General features: G+C 33.0%; 15 protein-coding genes. All 15 read right to left on the bottom strand.

Going from position 1 to position 17,652, the window contains the following annotated elements:
- Window positions 1-10 precede the first annotated feature (10 nt).
- Window positions 11-937, bottom strand: coding sequence for a dipeptidase (locus ACFWM3_RS04820; RefSeq protein WP_390310524.1), 927 nt, complete (start codon window positions 935-937; stop codon window positions 11-13).
- 238 nt (window positions 938-1,175) lie between these two features.
- Window positions 1,176-1,436, bottom strand: coding sequence for a stage V sporulation protein SpoVS (spoVS, locus tag ACFWM3_RS04825; RefSeq protein WP_044893696.1), 261 nt, complete (start codon window positions 1,434-1,436; stop codon window positions 1,176-1,178).
- Between the two features lie 126 nt (window positions 1,437-1,562).
- Entirely contained in the window at window positions 1,563-2,354 is a 792-nt protein-coding gene (locus ACFWM3_RS04830; RefSeq protein WP_056470734.1) for a TIGR00282 family metallophosphoesterase, read from the bottom strand.
- A 214-nt stretch (window positions 2,355-2,568) separates the two neighbouring features.
- Window positions 2,569-4,140 carry a ribonuclease Y gene (rny, locus tag ACFWM3_RS04835; RefSeq protein ID WP_098861745.1) on the bottom strand — a complete coding sequence of 524 codons (1,572 nt, stop codon included), beginning with the start codon at window positions 4,138-4,140 and terminating at the stop codon, window positions 2,569-2,571.
- Between the two features lie 665 nt (window positions 4,141-4,805).
- Entirely contained in the window at window positions 4,806-5,852 is a 1,047-nt protein-coding gene (gene recA, locus ACFWM3_RS04840; protein ID WP_056470739.1) for a recombinase RecA, read from the bottom strand.
- 249 nt (window positions 5,853-6,101) lie between these two features.
- Window positions 6,102-7,361 (bottom strand): competence/damage-inducible protein A, encoded by a 1,260-nt coding sequence (locus tag ACFWM3_RS04845; protein ID WP_390310526.1) that lies wholly within the window; start codon window positions 7,359-7,361, stop codon window positions 6,102-6,104.
- Window positions 7,362-7,384: 23 nt separating this feature from the next.
- Entirely contained in the window at window positions 7,385-7,963 is a 579-nt protein-coding gene (pgsA, locus tag ACFWM3_RS04850) for a CDP-diacylglycerol--glycerol-3-phosphate 3-phosphatidyltransferase (protein ID WP_056470746.1), read from the bottom strand.
- A 71-nt stretch (window positions 7,964-8,034) separates the two neighbouring features.
- The gene (locus ACFWM3_RS04855; protein ID WP_390310528.1) at window positions 8,035-8,928 is read right to left on the bottom strand and encodes a helix-turn-helix domain-containing protein; all 894 of its coding nucleotides are present in this window, start codon (window positions 8,926-8,928) and stop codon (window positions 8,035-8,037) included.
- A gap of 20 nt (window positions 8,929-8,948) precedes the next feature.
- Window positions 8,949-9,740, bottom strand: a complete 792-nt coding sequence (locus ACFWM3_RS04860; RefSeq protein ID WP_025568772.1) for a DUF3388 domain-containing protein — start codon at window positions 9,738-9,740, stop codon at window positions 8,949-8,951.
- Window positions 9,741-9,852: 112 nt separating this feature from the next.
- Window positions 9,853-10,581, bottom strand: coding sequence for an elongation factor P 5-aminopentanone reductase (gene ymfI / locus ACFWM3_RS04865; protein WP_390310531.1), 729 nt, complete (start codon window positions 10,579-10,581; stop codon window positions 9,853-9,855).
- A 182-nt stretch (window positions 10,582-10,763) separates the two neighbouring features.
- Window positions 10,764-12,047, bottom strand: coding sequence for an EF-P 5-aminopentanol modification-associated protein YfmH (gene yfmH / locus ACFWM3_RS04870; RefSeq protein ID WP_390310533.1), 1,284 nt, complete (start codon window positions 12,045-12,047; stop codon window positions 10,764-10,766).
- Window positions 12,047-13,318 (bottom strand): EF-P 5-aminopentanol modification-associated protein YfmF, encoded by a 1,272-nt coding sequence (yfmF, locus tag ACFWM3_RS04875; protein ID WP_390310663.1) that lies wholly within the window; start codon window positions 13,316-13,318, stop codon window positions 12,047-12,049. Before yfmF ends, yfmH begins: the two co-directional genes overlap by 1 nt.
- Window positions 13,319-13,995: 677 nt before the next feature.
- Window positions 13,996-14,943 carry an ABC transporter permease gene (locus ACFWM3_RS04880; RefSeq protein WP_056470758.1) on the bottom strand — a complete coding sequence of 316 codons (948 nt, stop codon included), beginning with the start codon at window positions 14,941-14,943 and terminating at the stop codon, window positions 13,996-13,998.
- 3 nt (window positions 14,944-14,946) lie between these two features.
- Window positions 14,947-16,014: an ABC transporter permease gene (locus tag ACFWM3_RS04885; RefSeq protein WP_056470760.1), complete on the bottom strand. Its 1,068-nt coding sequence runs from the start codon at window positions 16,012-16,014 to the stop codon at window positions 14,947-14,949.
- Window positions 16,011-17,534: an ABC transporter ATP-binding protein gene (locus tag ACFWM3_RS24980; protein WP_056470763.1), complete on the bottom strand. Its 1,524-nt coding sequence runs from the start codon at window positions 17,532-17,534 to the stop codon at window positions 16,011-16,013. Before ACFWM3_RS24980 ends, ACFWM3_RS04885 begins: the two co-directional genes overlap by 4 nt.
- Window positions 17,535-17,652: the final 118 nt, after the last annotated feature.

Here is a 17,652-nt window from a genome sequence, read left to right on the forward strand (position 1 = left end):
AAGTAACGTGTTATTTGTAATGGATATATGATGAATAATTCTCATACATAAAGCCTTTAACCTGCTGTTCTGTATAGTGTTTAAGCAATTCATTTATTAAATTTTGATAAAGTCCTACGTGATGTAAATTTGTTGGATGAGTATCTATTCCATCAAAATCTGATCCCATCGCGATAAAATTTTCTCCACCTAAAGAGCACATATAATCGATATGTCTAAGAATATCAGAAATCGTTGCAACACCTTCATCGACTAAAAAAGTAGGATAGAAATTAATCCCTACGATGGCTCCTCTATTAAACATTGCCTTTAGTTGTTCATCATTTAAATTTCTAGGATGTTTACAAATCGCTTTAGCATTTGAATGAGTCGCAGTTGGATATTTTGCTTGTTCAAATGCATCCCAAAACGCAGCTTCAGTACAATGAGAAAGATCACACCACATATTATGCTCATTTAAGTAATGAACTACACTTCTTCCAAAATTAGTTAAACCCCCATTTCTTTCTTCAAGAATTCCATCTGCAGCTTCATTTGCATAATTCCATACTAAACCGACACTACGTACGCCTAGACGATGTAATATCTTTAGACGATTAATATCACCTAAAAGTGCGTCACACCCCTCTAGCGTCAAAATAGCACCCATTTCGTGATTTTTCAATCCAACTTCATCTTCTTTTGTTCGAATAACTTTAATATTATTATTTTCTGTTGCTACTTTTTCATAAAAAAGAGTGACACATTGAAGTGCAGCATCAAATTTGATTAGTTTATGTACATTTTCTGGAATATAAATAGCATAACATTGTATTTTACTATTCCCTTGTTTTAATCGATTAACTGAAACTTGTAGTGAATCATCATTTTCAAAATTGATCGATGGCTTTTCTAGTAATTTCATCAATACATCACAATGAGCATCAAAAACTTTCATAAATTAACACCCTTCCATTTTTTCGATTATTGAAACTAGTGTATCATATTAATAAATTCAATAATAAAAGGAATATTTATACACAAAAAAACTCGTCGACTGACGAGCTTTAAGTCGGAGCTAAAGTGTTAGCTCCACTTTTTAATTACAAATTTGCGTAATCTTACTCGGTATTACTTAATCTTTCTTTAATTAAAAATAAAACAACCTGTCGCTTTTGGCTAACAGGTTGTTATTATTAACGAGGCTCTACGATTAATTTAATCGCTGTACGCTCTTCCCCATCGATTTGAATATCTGTAAATGCAGGGATACAAATAAGGTCTACACCACTTGGTGCAACGAATCCTCTTGCAATTGCAACTGCTTTTACAGCTTGGTTTAACGCGCCAGCACCAATTGCTTGAATTTCTGCTGAACCACGCTCTCTCAATACACCTGCAAGTGCTCCTGCTACAGAATTAGGGTTTGACTTTGCTGAAACTTTTAATATTTCCATTCCTGATCCTCCTTGTACTTACAAAGCTATTATTGTGTACAATAAAAACTATTCTCGATAACAAGAAGTTATTCCTGCAAATATTTAAAAGTTTTTTAAAAATTTTCACAATTCTTTTAATTAATCTTATAGCTCTTGATGATCATCATTTATTTGTATTCTTTTTATCGATTTTGCTAGACCACTTTGTTTGTCTAATTCGATGATTACACCACTTAGCTGACCTCTACCTTCATCTACTTCGAATCTCACTGGTAAGTTCGTTAAGAATTTTTTAATAACTGCTTCTTTTGTAACGCCTAGAATCCCATCATATGGACCAGTCATTCCAACATCCGTAATAAACGCTGTACCAGCAGGTAAAACTCGCTCATCAGCCGTTTGAACATGTGTATGTGTACCAACAACCGCTGTTGCTCTTCCATCCAAATACCAGCCCATAGCAATTTTTTCACTTGTTGCTTCAGCATGAAAATCAACAAAAATGATGTTTGTTCGTTTTTTAGCAATTTTTATTAGCTCATCAGCTTTTTTAAAAGGACAATCAAGTGGTGGTAAAAATGTTCTACCTTGTAAATTTATAACAGCTATTTCAACATCATTAAAATTTAAAAATACTAATCCATTACCAGGTGTACCTTCAGGGAAATTAGCTGGTCTAACTAAGTATTTTGCTTGATCAATAAATTCAAAAATATCCTTTTTATCCCATGCATGGTTACCAAGTGTTACTGCTTGAGCACCTAATTCTAAAAATTCTCGGTAAATTTTTTCCGTTATTCCTTTACCATGCGCTGCATTTTCACCATTTATGATTGTTACTGAAGGATTGTATTTCCTTTTTAAAGCTTGAATATTTGCCTTTACCATTGCCCTACCATTTGAACCAACTACATCACCTATAAACATTATTCTCATTTCGTTACATCCTTCCAACTTGCCACTGTAAATAAACAGTACTGATTTTACTTTTAGATTACCCAAAAATACGAAAAGCCCCATTACTAGCACAATCTGAATCTTTCATCTATGCCATTCAACTAAGATTCATTTCAGATTTGTATTAGTTGGAGCTATTTTTAAAAATACTTTATTTTGTTACAAAAAAGAAAATAAAGTGGCATATACCACTTTATTTTGCATACTCGACAGCTCGAGTTTCACGAATAACCGTAACTTTTATATGACCTGGATAATCCAGTTCATCTTCAATACGTTTTCTAATATCTCTCGCTAATCTATGAGCTTGTAAATCATCAATTGTATCTGGTTTTACCATAATGCGTACTTCACGACCTGCTTGAATAGCGAATGATTTTTCTACACCTTCGTATGATTCAGAAATCTCTTCAAGTTTTTCTAAACGACGGATATAGTTTTCTAATGTTTCGCTACGTGCTCCTGGTCTAGCAGCAGATAATGCATCTGCAGCAGCTACAAGAACCGCAATAATCGAAGTTGGCGCAGCATCTCCATGATGAGATGCAATACTATTGATAACTACTGGATGTTCTTTATATTTCGTTGCTAATTCGACACCGATTTCAACGTGACTACCTTCTACCTCATGGTCAATTGCTTTACCAATATCGTGAAGTAAACCTGCACGTTTTGCAAGTTTTGTATCCTCACCAAGTTCAGCAGCCATAAGTCCAGCTAGGTTCGCTACTTCCATCGAATGCTTTAACACATTTTGACCATAACTAGTTCTAAATTTCAGACGACCTAATATTTTAATTAAGTCAGGGTGAATTCCATGAACACCAACTTCAAAAGTAGTTTGTTCACCGACTTCTCGTATGTACTCATCTACTTCTCGTCTTGATTTTTCAACCATTTCTTCAATTCGTGCAGGATGGATTCGACCATCTTGTACTAATTTATCTAGTGCAATTCGTGCAGTTTCACGACGAATTGGATCAAAACCTGATAATATTACAGCTTCAGGCGTATCATCAATAATTAAATCTATACCAGTTAACGTTTCTAAAGTACGTATATTTCGTCCTTCACGGCCAATAATACGACCTTTCATTTCATCATTTGGAAGATTTACAACTGATACAGTTGTTTCAGCAACATGATCTGCAGCACATCGCTGGATTGCTAATGATAAAATATCTTTTGCTTTCTTATCTGCTTCTTCTTTTGCTCGAGCTTCTGTTTCTTTTACTAGTATTGCTGTTTCATGGGATAATTCATTTTCGACTTTAGTAAGTATTAATTGTCTTGCTTCTTCACGATTTAAGCTAGAAATTCTTTCTAACTCTTCTTGTTGAGCAGCAATTAATGCTTCTATCTTGCTTTCCATTTCTTCTATCTGCTGTTGTTTTAAAACAAGAGATTCCTCTTTTCTTTCAAGAACAGACTCACGTTTTGAAAGTCCATCATCTTTACGATCTAAGTTCTCTTCTTTTTGCATCAAACGATTTTCTGACTTTTGTAGTTCACTACGACGGTCTCGAATTTCGTTCTCTGCATCTGTACGAATATTGAAAATTTCGTCCTTTGCTTCCAATAAAGCTTCTTTTTTAATTGTTTCTGAATCACGTTTTGCATCTTCAATAATTTGATTTGCATGATTAGTTGCGCCATTTATTTTAGCTTCTGCAATGGACTTACGGACAAAAAATCCGACAGCATAACCGACTCCGAATGTGGCAAGCAATGCGAAGATGATCAAAATTATAGTATTTGCACCCATGATTTCACCTCCTCTTGCTATTTAGTTAGTTTCATTTTTGTCGGCTGTTATATTGTATAAATAATTGCATCAACATACAGCACACTTCAATTCAATTTTTTACAAAATAGTAATATTTTTTTAGAATATACACTTAAATATTAAATCTCTTACCAAATGATGTCAAGCCTTGTAAATCGCTTACTTACTTGATTTATCAATATTTATTACATTTTTACTAGATTTCATACATGAGAATCTAAATTTTATTCATTAAATTTTTTATTAAGTTCTAATTAGTAAGTGAATTGATAGAATTTTTCATATATAAAGTACTGCTTATAAATATAAAAGAAAATAAATATTGTCTGTTTTTTTATAAGGCCAGACCATAAAAATATGCCTAATTCCAATGCAGAACACCTTACTTACCATGTGTGAATTAATTTCCATCTTCATAGTCGCTCCTTATGGTCACACTACGCATTGACTATAGGACAGTTAATCCTTCCGTTTGAATAGCTATTTCATATTCGTGAAATTATTATCTATATTTCAATTAAAAACTTTTACTTCTCAATAAATACTGCTTTTTAGATAATCAAAGAAATTAATAATATAAAAAAATGCAGGCACTTTTAATAAGCGCCCGCATTTTGTGCTGTTTTAAACTAACTTATGATTACTCATTTATCATTTAATAAAGAGAATTGTTCTTCGTCATCTGTTTCAGTTATAGTAACAGGGTTATCTAAACCGTGGTGAAGACGGATCGATTCTTTAATCGTATCACGAATTTCTTTATTTTCTTTTAAGAATTGCTTAGCATTTTCACGTCCTTGTCCAAGACGCTCTTCATTGTAAGAATACCATGCTCCACTCTTAAGAACGATATCTAGATCAGATCCAATATCAAGAATTTCGCCTTCTTTAGAAATACCTTCTCCGTACATAATGTCAACTTCTGCTTGTCTAAATGGTGGTGCTACTTTATTTTTAACAACTTTAATCTTTGTTTTGTTACCTACAATATCATTACCTTGTTTTAATTGCTCAGCACGACGTACCTCTAAACGAATTGTAGAGTAGAATTTTAACGCACGTCCACCTGGAGTTGTTTCAGGATTACCGAACATAACCCCAACTTTTTCACGAATTTGGTTAATGAAGAATGCAATCGTTTTTGACTTGTTAATTGCACCTGAAAGTTTACGTAATGCTTGTGACATTAATCGAGCTTGTAGACCTACGTGAGCATCACCCATCTCACCTTCAATTTCCGCCTTTGGAACTAATGCAGCTACTGAGTCAATTACGATAATATCAATTGCACCACTACGTACTAATGCTTCAGCGATTTCAAGTGCTTGTTCACCTGTATCTGGTTGAGATAATAATAACTCATCAATATTTACACCTAATTTTTGAGCATAAACCGGATCTAATGCATGCTCAGCATCTATAAACGCCGCTTGTCCTCCATTTGCTTGAACTTCAGCGATTGCATGTAATGCTACAGTTGTTTTACCTGAACTTTCAGGACCGTATACTTCGATAATTCTTCCTCTCGGATATCCACCTACACCTAACGCTACATCTAGTGCTAACGATCCACTAGAAATAGTTGAAATTTGGCGGTCAGTTTGTTCCCCAAGTTTCATAATTGAACCTTTACCGAATTGTTTTTCGATTTGTTTTAAAGCCATATCTAATGCAGCTTGACGATCACTCATTTAAATTCCTCCTTCAGGACTCATTTATCTCTTAACTATATAATAACTGTTTTTTGTTCGTTTGCCAACAAAAAAATAGAACGTTTATTCGATATTTTTCGTATTTAAACTTATTTTTTTAAGAATAGAAACGCTTGTTTCGTATTTTTCGGTCTATAAAACTAGATTTTTATTAATATCGTAACTATAAAATTAAAAAACTCGGCTATATTAACCGAGCTTTTTTATTATAAAATATTCTATTTCATTTTATAAGTCTTGACTTTCAAAACTTGAATTAATTAATTTTATCAACATGTTCGCGCCATTTTTAACACTTGATAGCCTTATTTGTTCTCTAGTGCCACTAAATTGAAACTCTTTTACAATTGAATCAGAATCACCAATTTTAATACCGATAAATACTTTTCCTACCGGCACATCTTCTAATGTAGCCGGTCCTGCTTCACCAGTAAAACTAATTGAAATATTACTTCCTGTTAATCTTTGAATATTTTCAACTAGCGATTTTGCACACTCTGCACTGACTGCACCATTTTTATTAAGAATATCTGACGGCACATTTAAAAGGTTTTGTTTCATTTCATTAGAATAACAAACAACACTACCTTTAAAAATGGACGAGTTCCCAGGAATATCCGTCATTCTTTTACTGAATAGACCTCCAGTTAAACTTTCAGCAGCAGAAATGGTCAGTTTAAAATCTTTTAACTTTCTTGATAAAACTGTAAATAAGTTTTCATTATTTGTACCATATATAAACTGCCCAACACGCTCACGTATTTTTTCTTCAGCTTGTCCAATTAGTTTAACTGCCTCTTGCTCATTACTAGCACTTGCAGTAACTCGAAGCATTACTTCTCCCTCACTCGCTAAAGGAGCAATTGTTGGATTTGATTGATTTTCAAGTAAATCAAGAATTTCAGTTTCTAAAATTGATTCACCGATACCAAAAAACTTAAGCTCTTTCGAAATAATCGTACTTGCTTCCTTTCCTTTTAAAAAATAAGGAATAAGTTCTTTCTCAACCATCGGAATCATTTCTTTCGGTGGTCCTGGTAATAATACAAATTGTTTTTCTTTCGCTTCATAAACCATTCCAGGTGCCATACCGTTTTTATTCAATAAAACATGTGCATTATTAATGACTAATGCTTGTTTTTTATTATTCTCAGTCATTGGTCGATTTACTTTAATAAAATATTGTTCAATATATTCTAGTGATTGATCATGGTAAACAAGTGACTCTTGAACATATTCAGAGACAACTTCTTTCGTTAAATCATCTTTTGTTGGTCCAAGTCCACCAGTTAAGATGATTAAATCACTTCTTGATGAAGCAATTTCTAATGCACTTTTAAGTCGATCGGAATTGTCTCCTACAACTGTTTGGAAATGATGGTGATATCCTAATGCAGATAAATGTTTAGCTAAAAATTGAGCATTCGTATTTGCAATTTGGCCTAAAAGTAGCTCAGTACCTACTGCGATGATTTCAGCACGCTTCATATCATTTCCCCCTATATTATTAATTACATTGATTTAAGTAGAACATCTCTATTTTTATAAAAATAATCCCAACCAGAATATACTGTAAAGAATAATGCGACCCAAAGTGATACATCCGCAATCGAAAATGGTAAGAAATTCAATGGGAAGTCATGTAAGAAATATGCTGAAATCGCAACTATTTGAGCCCAAGTCTTAATTTTACCTAGCATTGCAGCAGCATGTACTTCTCCAGAACCAGCTAAAATCATTCGTAAACCGGTTACAGCAAACTCCCTACTTATAATGACAATCGTAATCCACGCAGGAACATAATGAAAATCAGTTAAGATAATTAACGCTGAAGAAACAAGTAATTTATCAGCAAGTGGATCTAGAAACTTACCAAAATTAGTAACTAAATTATATTTTCTTGCGTAATATCCATCAATAAAATCAGTAACAGAGGCAATAATAAAAATTGCAGCTCCTACTAAATGATTAACTGGTATCGAATCACCCATTAATGTAACATTTCCCCATCCAAAATCGATTAAAACGGCAATCATAAATAATGGAATTAGACAAACCCTTGACACTGTGATTTTATTTGGTAAATTCATGGTAAAACCCTCCAAAACTTTCTAAAAATGAAGCATTTATAATAAATGAATAAAAGCCATCTTAAAGATGACTATTGATTCATTTTTAAATTTTTAATCGTAATCTTTTGGTGAACAGCATTTGTTGGACTAACTGGATATTTAAATACCTCATCGTTAATTCGTAGCTCAACATTATTAGAAGCACCAATATTTACTGTTACTTCATTTTCTTGTGTTAAGTCGTAGTTCTGAGTTTGTCCTTGTTTTAAAATTCCGCTATAGAACATTTTTCCATCAGCATTTTTTAAATCCACATAACTTTCACCATTTGCAACTACTTCTAATTTAAATACATCAGTACCAGATAAAGAAATAGTAGTTCGTTTACCTGCTGCAGAGTCAACAGTAATTTTTTGTGCTGGCGGTTGCTCAGTCACATCATTTTTCGGTTTCTCTGTTTTTTTCGTATTATTAGTTTTAGCCTGATCTAACGCATTATTTTTTGGTTTTTCAATTTCAGAATTAGAGTTAGTTTGAGATTGATTCGTATCCGCAGATTTTCCATCATTTTTTGATGGGAACATCATATAAATAGCAATGCAGATTCCAAGGATCAGAATCGCTACTAGTATCCTTGGTAAATAATCCATTATTCTTGATGACTTAACATTGTTTAATGGTTCTTTAAGCTTCGATGCTCTACTAGGGATTTCTTCATGCTTTACTTCTTCTACTGTATTTACCACAGTTGATTCCTCTACCGCTGGCTTTTCAGTTAGAAATCCAGATACGTCAACACCAATTGTTTCTGCATATTGTCTAATAAAAGCACGAACATAAAATTGCCCTGGCAATATTTCATAATTACCTTCTTCAATTGCTTCAAGATAACGTTTCTGAATCTTCGTTAACTCTTGTACATCGTCAATTGATAAGCCTTTCGCTTCTCTTGCTTCTCTTAAATATTTTCCTAATTCTGTCACAAGTTACACCCCAACTTACTTTAAAAATCAAACATTGAGAACGAGTTGTGTCCATTTTTATCCATTTGGTCTACAAGTTCATATTTAATTTCTTCATTTTCATCATTTCTTAATTCAATTATGTAATCAAAATCTTCTAAAGAGTATTCAGTTTGCTGTACAAATACATCAGGATGCTCCACTACTTTCACAGAAGACATTGCCATAATTTCGCGAACCAATTGCCAATGCTGCTCATTTGCTCTTCTATGAGAAAGAATGCCATCAATAATAAATACATTATCTGAATTATATTCGTCTTCTATTAATTGACTTCTTAATGTTTGTTTAATTAATGTTGATGAAACAAATAACCAGCGTTTATTTGCACATACACTTGCTGCTACAACTGATTCAGTTTTACCAACACGAGGCATCCCTCTAATTCCGATTAGCTTATGGCCTGGCATTTTAAATAACTCTGCCATAAAATCAACAAGCATACCTAAATCATCGCGGACAAAACGAAAAGTCTTTTTATCATCTACATCACGTTGAATATAGGTACCATGTCTTACAGCTAAACGATCTCTTAGAGTTGGCTTTCTAAGTTTAATTATTGTTATATTGTCCATAGTATTTAAAATTGATTCAAATCTAGTAATTTGATCATCATTATCGCAACCAAGTAACATGCCGCGTCTCATTGTGTCGACACCATTGATTGTTAAAATATTAATCCCTAGCATACCGATTAGTGATGCAATATCTCCAAGTAGTCCAGGGCGATTCTTATGTATTTCATACTCAAAATACCATTCGATTAACTCCATACCTATACCCCCTATTTGTTAACTACTTAACTCTACATTTAATAATAAACGATTTCGCCATAATATAAAAGGTAAAATATGTGAAATAAATAACTTTCGACGTGAAATTTTACTATGAAGTATGCCAACCGCCGTTTACTCCAAGAATTTGGCCAGTTATATAAGAAGATTGTTCGGAAATTAGGTAATTTACAGTATTCGCAATTTCATTTGGAAGAGCTAAACGATTCATTGGAATTTCATTTGCAATTTCTTTTAAATCTTCTTCACTAAAGGAATTTAACATATTCGTTTTTACGGCACCTGGAGCAACAGCATTAACTTTTATTCCACTTGGCCCTAACTCTTTAGCTAATGCCATTACATAGGCATTTTGAGCACCTTTTGTAGTTGAATATAATACCTCACATGATGCACCAATTTGTCCCCATATAGACGAAATAACGACGATACTGCCAGATTTTTTAGCCACCATGTTAGGAAGAAAATGATTGACTACTTTGATCAAACTTTTAATATGTAATTGAGTCATTCGATCAATCTCTTCATCACTTACATCGTTAATCAAACCAAAGATAGAAAAACCAGATGCATATACAATTGAATCTATTTTATCAATTATTTGTGATGTTAAAATTTCAACTCCATTTTCAACTGATAAGTCCGCTTGTACGAATTGGCAATTTACCTCAATCTCATTAGCCAATTCGATCAGTTCATTAAGTGGCTCTTTCTTACTATTATAGTGAACAACTAAATCATATTTTTCATTGATTAATTTTTTCGAAATTGCTAAGCCAATGTCACCACTAGCTCCAATTACTAGAATTCTTTTTCTCATTTATTATATTCTCCATTTATTCGTGGTTTTAATGCAGGTTTAAAGAGTATTAAGAAATATAAAGGTAAAAAGATGCGAGGAAAACTCTTAAAAATTCAATATTACACTTAGTTTCTGTATGAACCCTTAAATATTTTCTTTAAATTTCAAAAAGCATCCTAAAAAGGATGCTTTTAATTTATTCAATGAGGAAGAACAAAAAATTCACTCATATAGTCTTCATTTATTAGATGACTAGCACTTTCTTTTAGATCCTCTACAGAAATAGATTGTAACACAGATACGATGTCAAATAAATGCATATCTAAGAACGCGTATCGTGTAAATTGATTAGCAATATATTCTGGTGAATTTAATGAGCGTAAAAATCCGCCGATTTTCTTTTTAACTACGCGATCGACAATTTCTTTTTCCCACTGATGATTTTTTGAGTCTAATAGTACTTCTTTTATTTTTTCAGAAAGTTTTTCAGGTGAAGTAGAATCTCCTCCGATGATTGCAAAAGCAAAACCATTTTCTGCAGAGTAATCATATGAGAATGTATCATCGATTAAACCATCTTCATACATTTGTTGATACGTATTTGAGGCTTTGCCAAATAAATAATCAAGTAATACGGATATTGATAATTCATGCTTTAGTAATTCGCTACCACCTTTAGGTGCAGAGAAATCCTTTACCCCAACGAGTACTTTCGATGATTGGACATTCATATGTAACACTTTTTTCTTTTCTGCAGATTCAGGCGTTTCTTCAGGGAAAAATCTCTTTATTTCATTTGCATCTTTAAAAGTTTTTTTACTTTGGTTATCTCTAATTAAATTCATTGTTTGATCAGGGTCTACTGGACCTACAACAAAAAACAACATATTACTTGGGTGATAAAAAGTTTCATAACAAGTATAAAGTAATTCTTTTGTAATTTTTGAAATTGATTCAACCGTACCAGCAATATCTGTTCTAACAGGATGTTTACCATATAAATTTGCAATCATCCCAAAATATTGTCTCCAATCAGGGTTATCTTCGTACATTTTAATTTCTTGACCAATGATCCCTTTTTCTTTTTCAACACTTTGATCAGAAAAATATGGATCCTGAACAAAGTCAATTAGAGTCATTAAATTTTGTTCTACATTATTCGTTGCTGAAAATAAATAAGCAGTTCGTGTAAAACTTGTAAACGCATTAGAAGAAGCTCCTTGTTTACTAAAAACCTGGAATACATCTCCATCTTTCTTTTCAAATAATTTGTGCTCTAAAAAATGAGCAATCCCATCTGGTACAACTAATTTTTCATCTTTTCCTAAAGGAATAAATTCAGAATCAATCGAACCGTATTTAGTTGTAAAGGTCGCATATGTTTTGTTGTAGCCTTGTTTAGGAAGAATATATACTTTTAATCCGTTTTCAAGCTCCTCGAAATAAAGCGTTTCATTCAATTGTTCAAAATACTTTTTTTCCATTATGCTCCCTCCTGACCTTTTAAGAAATAAGTTGTGTGAAGTTTTATTTTATTAGCTACAGATACAATTTCATCTTTTGTAACTTTTTCGATTTCAGGAAACCAATCCTCGATTGGACGTTCATTTCCCGCAGCTTGGTCATTGAATAATGTTTCAATGATTCCATAAGCTGTGTCCATACTTTCTAATAGACTGTTTTTGATCACTAATTTTGTTTGATCAATTTCCTCTTCAGTGAAATTTCCCTTTTTCATCTCTTCAAGTTGTTCAGCAATGATTGTTGTTGCTTTTTCATAATTTTCACTTGCTATACCAGACATGACCATTAAAATTGATTTATGACTTTCAAAACGAGAAGCAGCATAGTATGCTAAGCTATTTTTTTCTCGAACATTGATAAATAATTTTGAATGTGAAAATCCACCATAAAGTCCATTAAACACTTGAAGGGCAAAATAATCTGGGTCTTTAATCGAAATATCAGTAGTATAACCGATGTGTAACTTAGCCTGATTTAATTTTTGCTCTTCAATAACTTCATTTGGAGTATCAGTCGGCGTTGCTTTTGCCGTCTCAACTCTAAGTTTTTCACTAGTTGTATTTCTAAAGTTTTCTTCCACTAATTGTTTACATTGGTCAAAAGCGACATCACCAACTATATAAAGATCAATTAAATCCTCCTGCAGGGCTTTTTCATAATATTTATATAATGATTCAGCCGTGATTGAGTTAACATCTTCTGTTCTCCCATTTGCAAGTAATGCATAAGGTTCACCCTTAAACATTTCTTCCACTAGTCGTTGATTTGCATATTTCAATTTATCATCATTAATGGACTGAATTCGTTGTACTTGAGTTCTTTTTTGAGTTTCAACATGCTTAGCTGAAAATACCCCATTTTCTAAAAATGGATTTTGCCAAATAGAAGCAATAAGCGAAAGCGCTTTATTTAATAATGAACCTTGATTTGAAAGGTATTTTTCATTTGCAATGTCAATTGTAAATGACATAACATGATAATCACCTTTTTTTGATACGTCTACAAAGAAGGTCGCCCCATATAAATCTTCTAATTTTCTTCTAATTTCACCATTAGTAGGAAGATCTTTTGTTCCACTTTGCAATACATAAGGTAAAATTCCTCGATAAGATACTGTATCTTCTTCAAGTTTTCCACGTACTTTTAATGTAATCGAATTTGTTTTAAATTTTTCAGTTGTTACCACATGTAGTTTAATACCGTTAATATCACTATTTTTGTACTGTAACAAATTCAAATTGAACCCTCCTTAGACAAATACTATTTACTCATATTTATTTCCAATATCTTCATTGTATCTCTAATTTTACCAAAAATAAAACCTACTGCTTAGTTTACCCAAAATAATTATTTCAAATAAAAAGAACTTCGGATTTTATAAAGGAAGCTTCATCCTACTGCTGCAAAAGGAACAGTCATTTAAATATCAAGATTTTTCTTAATAAAGTAAGCTGTGCGAGGTTGATTTCCGTAATCTGTTCTTCTAAAATAAGTACTTCGTTGATTTCCACTCCAGGATGCTCCCTTTCCGTGGGGAGAGAGGTGAGCCTCCTCGGCGCGCCTGCGAGGTCTCACCCTTCCCTCTTTTCCCACAGGAGTCTCGCACCTTACGTTCCAATCATTTACAAAAAATAAATGTAAAATCTTTAAAAAATAATCTTTAATATCTTTTTTTTATTGATTTAAATAATAACGATTAATAGACCGATTTATCATTTATTCTAAAAAGTATCCAATTTATCAGAATCTTATATGGATGTGTTGTATATATATTTATCAATTTTGAAAAAAACGAATTATAATTTAACTTTCTTAAAAACAATATTATTCGTAATTAATTGACAACACATTTTTAAAAGAATAAAAAAAAAGCCTCCTAATTAAATAGGAAGCTTCAAAAACAATTATTTATCGTTTACCTTTTTCATATGCAACACCAACTGATTTTGGTGCTTGAGATGTTTTTGAGAATATAACTAATGCAATTAAAGTTACTACGTATGGGAATAACTTTAGTGCTAATGGTGGTATATGAGCTAAACTTGGAATAACTTGCGATACGTTGGCAATTGTTGTAGCTACACCAAAGAATAATGTCGCAGCTAAAATTCCAAGTGGTTTCCACTGTCCAAAAATTAATGCTGCAATTGCTAAGAAACCAAGACCTGCAACACTTCCTGTAAATTCGCCTGAGTAAGTTACTAAAATAATTGCTCCACCTAATCCAGAAAATGCCCCAGAAATAATAACGCCAAGATAACGAATACGGTATACATTAATACCTGCTGCATCAGCTGCTTGTGGGTATTCACCACATGCACGTAGACGTAAGCCTAAACGAGTTTTATAAAGTACAAATGTACTAACGAGTAAAATGGCAATTACTAACCATGTTGTAGTATACGTGTTTTTAAAGAATAAATCCCCAAGTATCGGAATGTTCTTTAAGACTGGGATATCAGTACGTGTAATACCGTTAATACTGATGTTTCCTGATCCAGTAATATTTCTTGCTAAGAAGATTGTTAAAGCACCTGCAATCATATTAATTGCGATACCACTTATTACTTGATCTGCGTGTAAATTTATACTTGCAAACGCATGTAGTAAAGAAAATAAAGCACCTGCAAGAACTGCAACAAGAATTCCTACCCAGATTACCCAAACTTCACCTTGATGATTTACTTGAAGTTTTGAAATAGTTAAGGCACTAGCGAAACCACCGACAACCATTAAACCTTCTAAACCAATATTTACGACACCGCTTCGCTCAGAAAATAAACCACCTAATGCTACGATTAATAATGGAATCGTATAGGCAATTGCATATGGGAAAATTTGTATAATTAAATCCATGCCTTATTTCACCTTCTCTCCTACATTGCTGTTTTTGTATTTGCGTGATTTGGATACTCGATCGATAACTTTTTTAATTAAAATACTAGTTGCAGAGAAATAGATAATGATTGCAATGATAACATCAGCAATATCTGGTGGAATTGAAGTCATTGCACTCATAAAGCCTTTACCAGAATATAATAGTCCAAAGAAAATAGCTGAGAAAAATACGCCAATTGGTGTATTCATTCCTAAAAGTGCCACGGCAATTCCGTCGAATCCTTCAGTAGGTAAAACCCCAATTTGAATTAGTGATGCATTACCAGCGAATTGAACAACACCCGCTAGTCCAGCAAGTCCACCTGAAATCATCATTGATAAAATAACATTTCTATTTACTGAAATACCCGCGTATTCAGCAGCACTACGGTTGTAACCTACAGCCTTTAATTCATAACCTAATACTGTACGATTAATAATGAATGAAACAACGATTACCATAATAACTGCGATAAATAAACCGAAGTTAATATATGAACCACCAAATAAATTTGATAAAAATGGCATTTTTAATGTTGCAGCATCTGCAAGCATTTTTGACTCTGTTTCAGTGCTACCTTTAAAATATTGTGGTACTAAATAATAAACTGTCCAGTATGCAATCCAGTTCATCATGATCGTAGAAACTACTTCGTGAACATTAAACCTAGCTTTTAGTAGACCTGGAATAAATGCCCAAGCTGCTCCTGCAATAAAAGCAACAATTACCATAAACGGAACTAAGATCAACGTTGGTAAATCTACTGTTAAACCAACTGCTGAAGCACAAAACCCTGCAAAAAGCATTTGGCCAGCTGCACCGATATTAAATAAACCTGTTCTGAATGCAAACGCAACAGAAAGTCCTGTTAAAATTAACGGAGTAGCAGTAGCAAGTGTATTACCAATACGCTCCGGATCTTTTAATCCACCTTGGAATAAATAATTAAACCCTTCAATCGGATCATTACCTGTTACAAAAATTAATAATGCTCCAGCTAGTAAACCTAATACTACGGCAATTAAAGAAATAATTCCTCCCTTTTTCATGCCCCTTCACCTCTCCTTATACCAGCCATCATTAATCCTAATTCATCTTCATTTGTGTCTTTGGCATTAACGATATCAATGATTTCACCTGCATTTACGATTGCAATGCGGTCAGATAAATTAAGAACTTCGTCTAGTTCTAACGAGATTAGTAGAACAGCTTTTCCACTATCTCTTTGCTCTATTAATCTCTTATGAATATACTCAATCGAACCAACGTCTAATCCACGTGTTGGCTGACATGCAATTAATAACTCAGGCTTAAGTTCGATTTCGCGACCGATGATTGCTTTTTGCTGGTTTCCTCCAGACATTGATTCAACGACTGTTTTCGCGCCTTCACCAGAGCGAACATCGAATTCTTCAATGATTTTCTTTGCATGTTTGGCAATCGCAGCTTTATCTAAAACACCATATTTGGAGAAAGGTTCTTGATTATAAATTTCTAGAACAACGTTTTCTTCAATTGTATATTCAAGTACAAGTCCTCTTTTTTGACGATCCTCTGGAATATGAGCAATACCGCTTTTAATTCGCTCACGGATACTGTGTTTTGTAATATCTTGATTTTTTAATAAAATAGAACCTTCTTCAATCGGTCTTAAACCTGTAATTGCTTCAACAAGTTCAGATTGTCCATTCCCTTCAACTCCGGCAATCCCAACGATTTCACCTGCTCGAACTTGAAGAGTAGCATTTTTTAAACCTAAAACTTTTTTATTATTTTTGACACTTAAATTATTTACATCTAGTACAACTTCGCCAGGTTTTGATTCTACTTTATCTACCTTGAAAGACACCTGACGTCCGACCATCATAGATGCCATTTCAGATTCAGAAGTTTGTTTTACATCAACAGTACCGATGTATTTTCCGTGACGAATGACTGTACATTGATCTGCAACAGCTTTAATTTCTTTTAACTTATGTGTAATGATAATGATTGACTTGCCTTCATTAATCAAGTTTTTAATAATCTTCATTAAATCTTGTATCTCTTGTGGAGTAAGTACTGCTGTTGGCTCATCTAGGATTAGTACTTCAGCATTACGATATAAAGTTTTTAAAATTTCGACTCTTTGTTGCATCCCTACTGTAATATCTTCAATCTTTGCATAAGGATCTACGTTTAAACCGTAAGTTTTAGAAAGCTCTTCAATACGTTTTGCTGCAGTCTTGATATCTACTACTAGACCTTTTTTAGGTTCAAGACCTAGAATAATATTTTCTGTGACTGTAAAATTTGAAACTAATTTAAAATGTTGGTGAACCATTCCGATTCCTAATTCATTTGCAACATTGGGATTTGAAATTTTAACTTCTTTACCTTTTACTTTTATAATTCCTTTTTCAGGTGTGTACATTCCAAAAAGGACGGACATTAAAGTTGATTTCCCTGCTCCGTTTTCACCTAATAAAGCATGAACTTCCCCTTTTTTTAATCGTAGTGTAATATTGTCATTCGCTATAATGCCAGGAAACTCTTTTGTTATATTTAGCATCTCCACTACATATTCCATAATTTTCCTCCTTGTATATTACGAAGTCATTTATTTTTAAAGTTTTACTTGATTTCGAAATATTTTTCTATATTTTTTATTTAGGGAGGGGTTTACTCTCTCACCCGATAGTCATGCC

This window comes from Gottfriedia sp. NPDC058432 (assembly GCF_042721555.1).
In the GTDB taxonomy this organism is placed as follows: Bacteria; Bacillota; Bacilli; order Bacillales; family Bacillaceae_G; genus Gottfriedia.

Bases quoted from the DNA above. Each gene is read 5' to 3' on its own strand.
- ACFWM3_RS04820 (WP_390310524.1), bottom strand. From the start codon at position 937: ATGAAAGTTTTTGATGCTCATTGTGATGTATTGATGAAATTACTAGAA.
- spoVS (WP_044893696.1), bottom strand. From the start codon at position 1,436: ATGGAAATATTAAAAGTTTCAGCAAAGTCAAACCCTAATTCTGTAGCA.
- ACFWM3_RS04830 (WP_056470734.1), bottom strand. From the start codon at position 2,354: ATGAGAATAATGTTTATAGGTGATGTAGTTGGTTCAAATGGTAGGGCA.
- rny (WP_098861745.1), bottom strand. From the start codon at position 4,140: ATGGGTGCAAATACTATAATTTTGATCATCTTCGCATTGCTTGCCACA.
- recA (WP_056470739.1), bottom strand. From the start codon at position 5,852: ATGAGTGATCGTCAAGCTGCATTAGATATGGCTTTAAAACAAATCGAA.
- ACFWM3_RS04845 (WP_390310526.1), bottom strand. From the start codon at position 7,361: ATGAAGCGTGCTGAAATCATCGCAGTAGGTACTGAGCTACTTTTAGGC.
- pgsA (WP_056470746.1), bottom strand. From the start codon at position 7,963: ATGAATTTACCAAATAAAATCACAGTGTCAAGGGTTTGTCTAATTCCA.
- ACFWM3_RS04860 (WP_025568772.1), bottom strand. From the start codon at position 9,740: ATGGAGTTAATCGAATGGTATTTTGAGTATGAAATACATAAGAATCGC.
- ymfI (WP_390310531.1), bottom strand. From the start codon at position 10,581: ATGAGAAAAAGAATTCTAGTAATTGGAGCTAGTGGTGACATTGGCTTA.
- yfmH (WP_390310533.1), bottom strand. From the start codon at position 12,047: ATGGAAAAAAAGTATTTTGAACAATTGAATGAAACGCTTTATTTCGAG.
- ACFWM3_RS04880 (WP_056470758.1), bottom strand. From the start codon at position 14,943: ATGGATTTAATTATACAAATTTTCCCATATGCAATTGCCTATACGATT.
- ACFWM3_RS04885 (WP_056470760.1), bottom strand. From the start codon at position 16,014: ATGAAAAAGGGAGGAATTATTTCTTTAATTGCCGTAGTATTAGGTTTA.
- ACFWM3_RS24980 (WP_056470763.1), bottom strand. From the start codon at position 17,534: ATGGAATATGTAGTGGAGATGCTAAATATAACAAAAGAGTTTCCTGGC.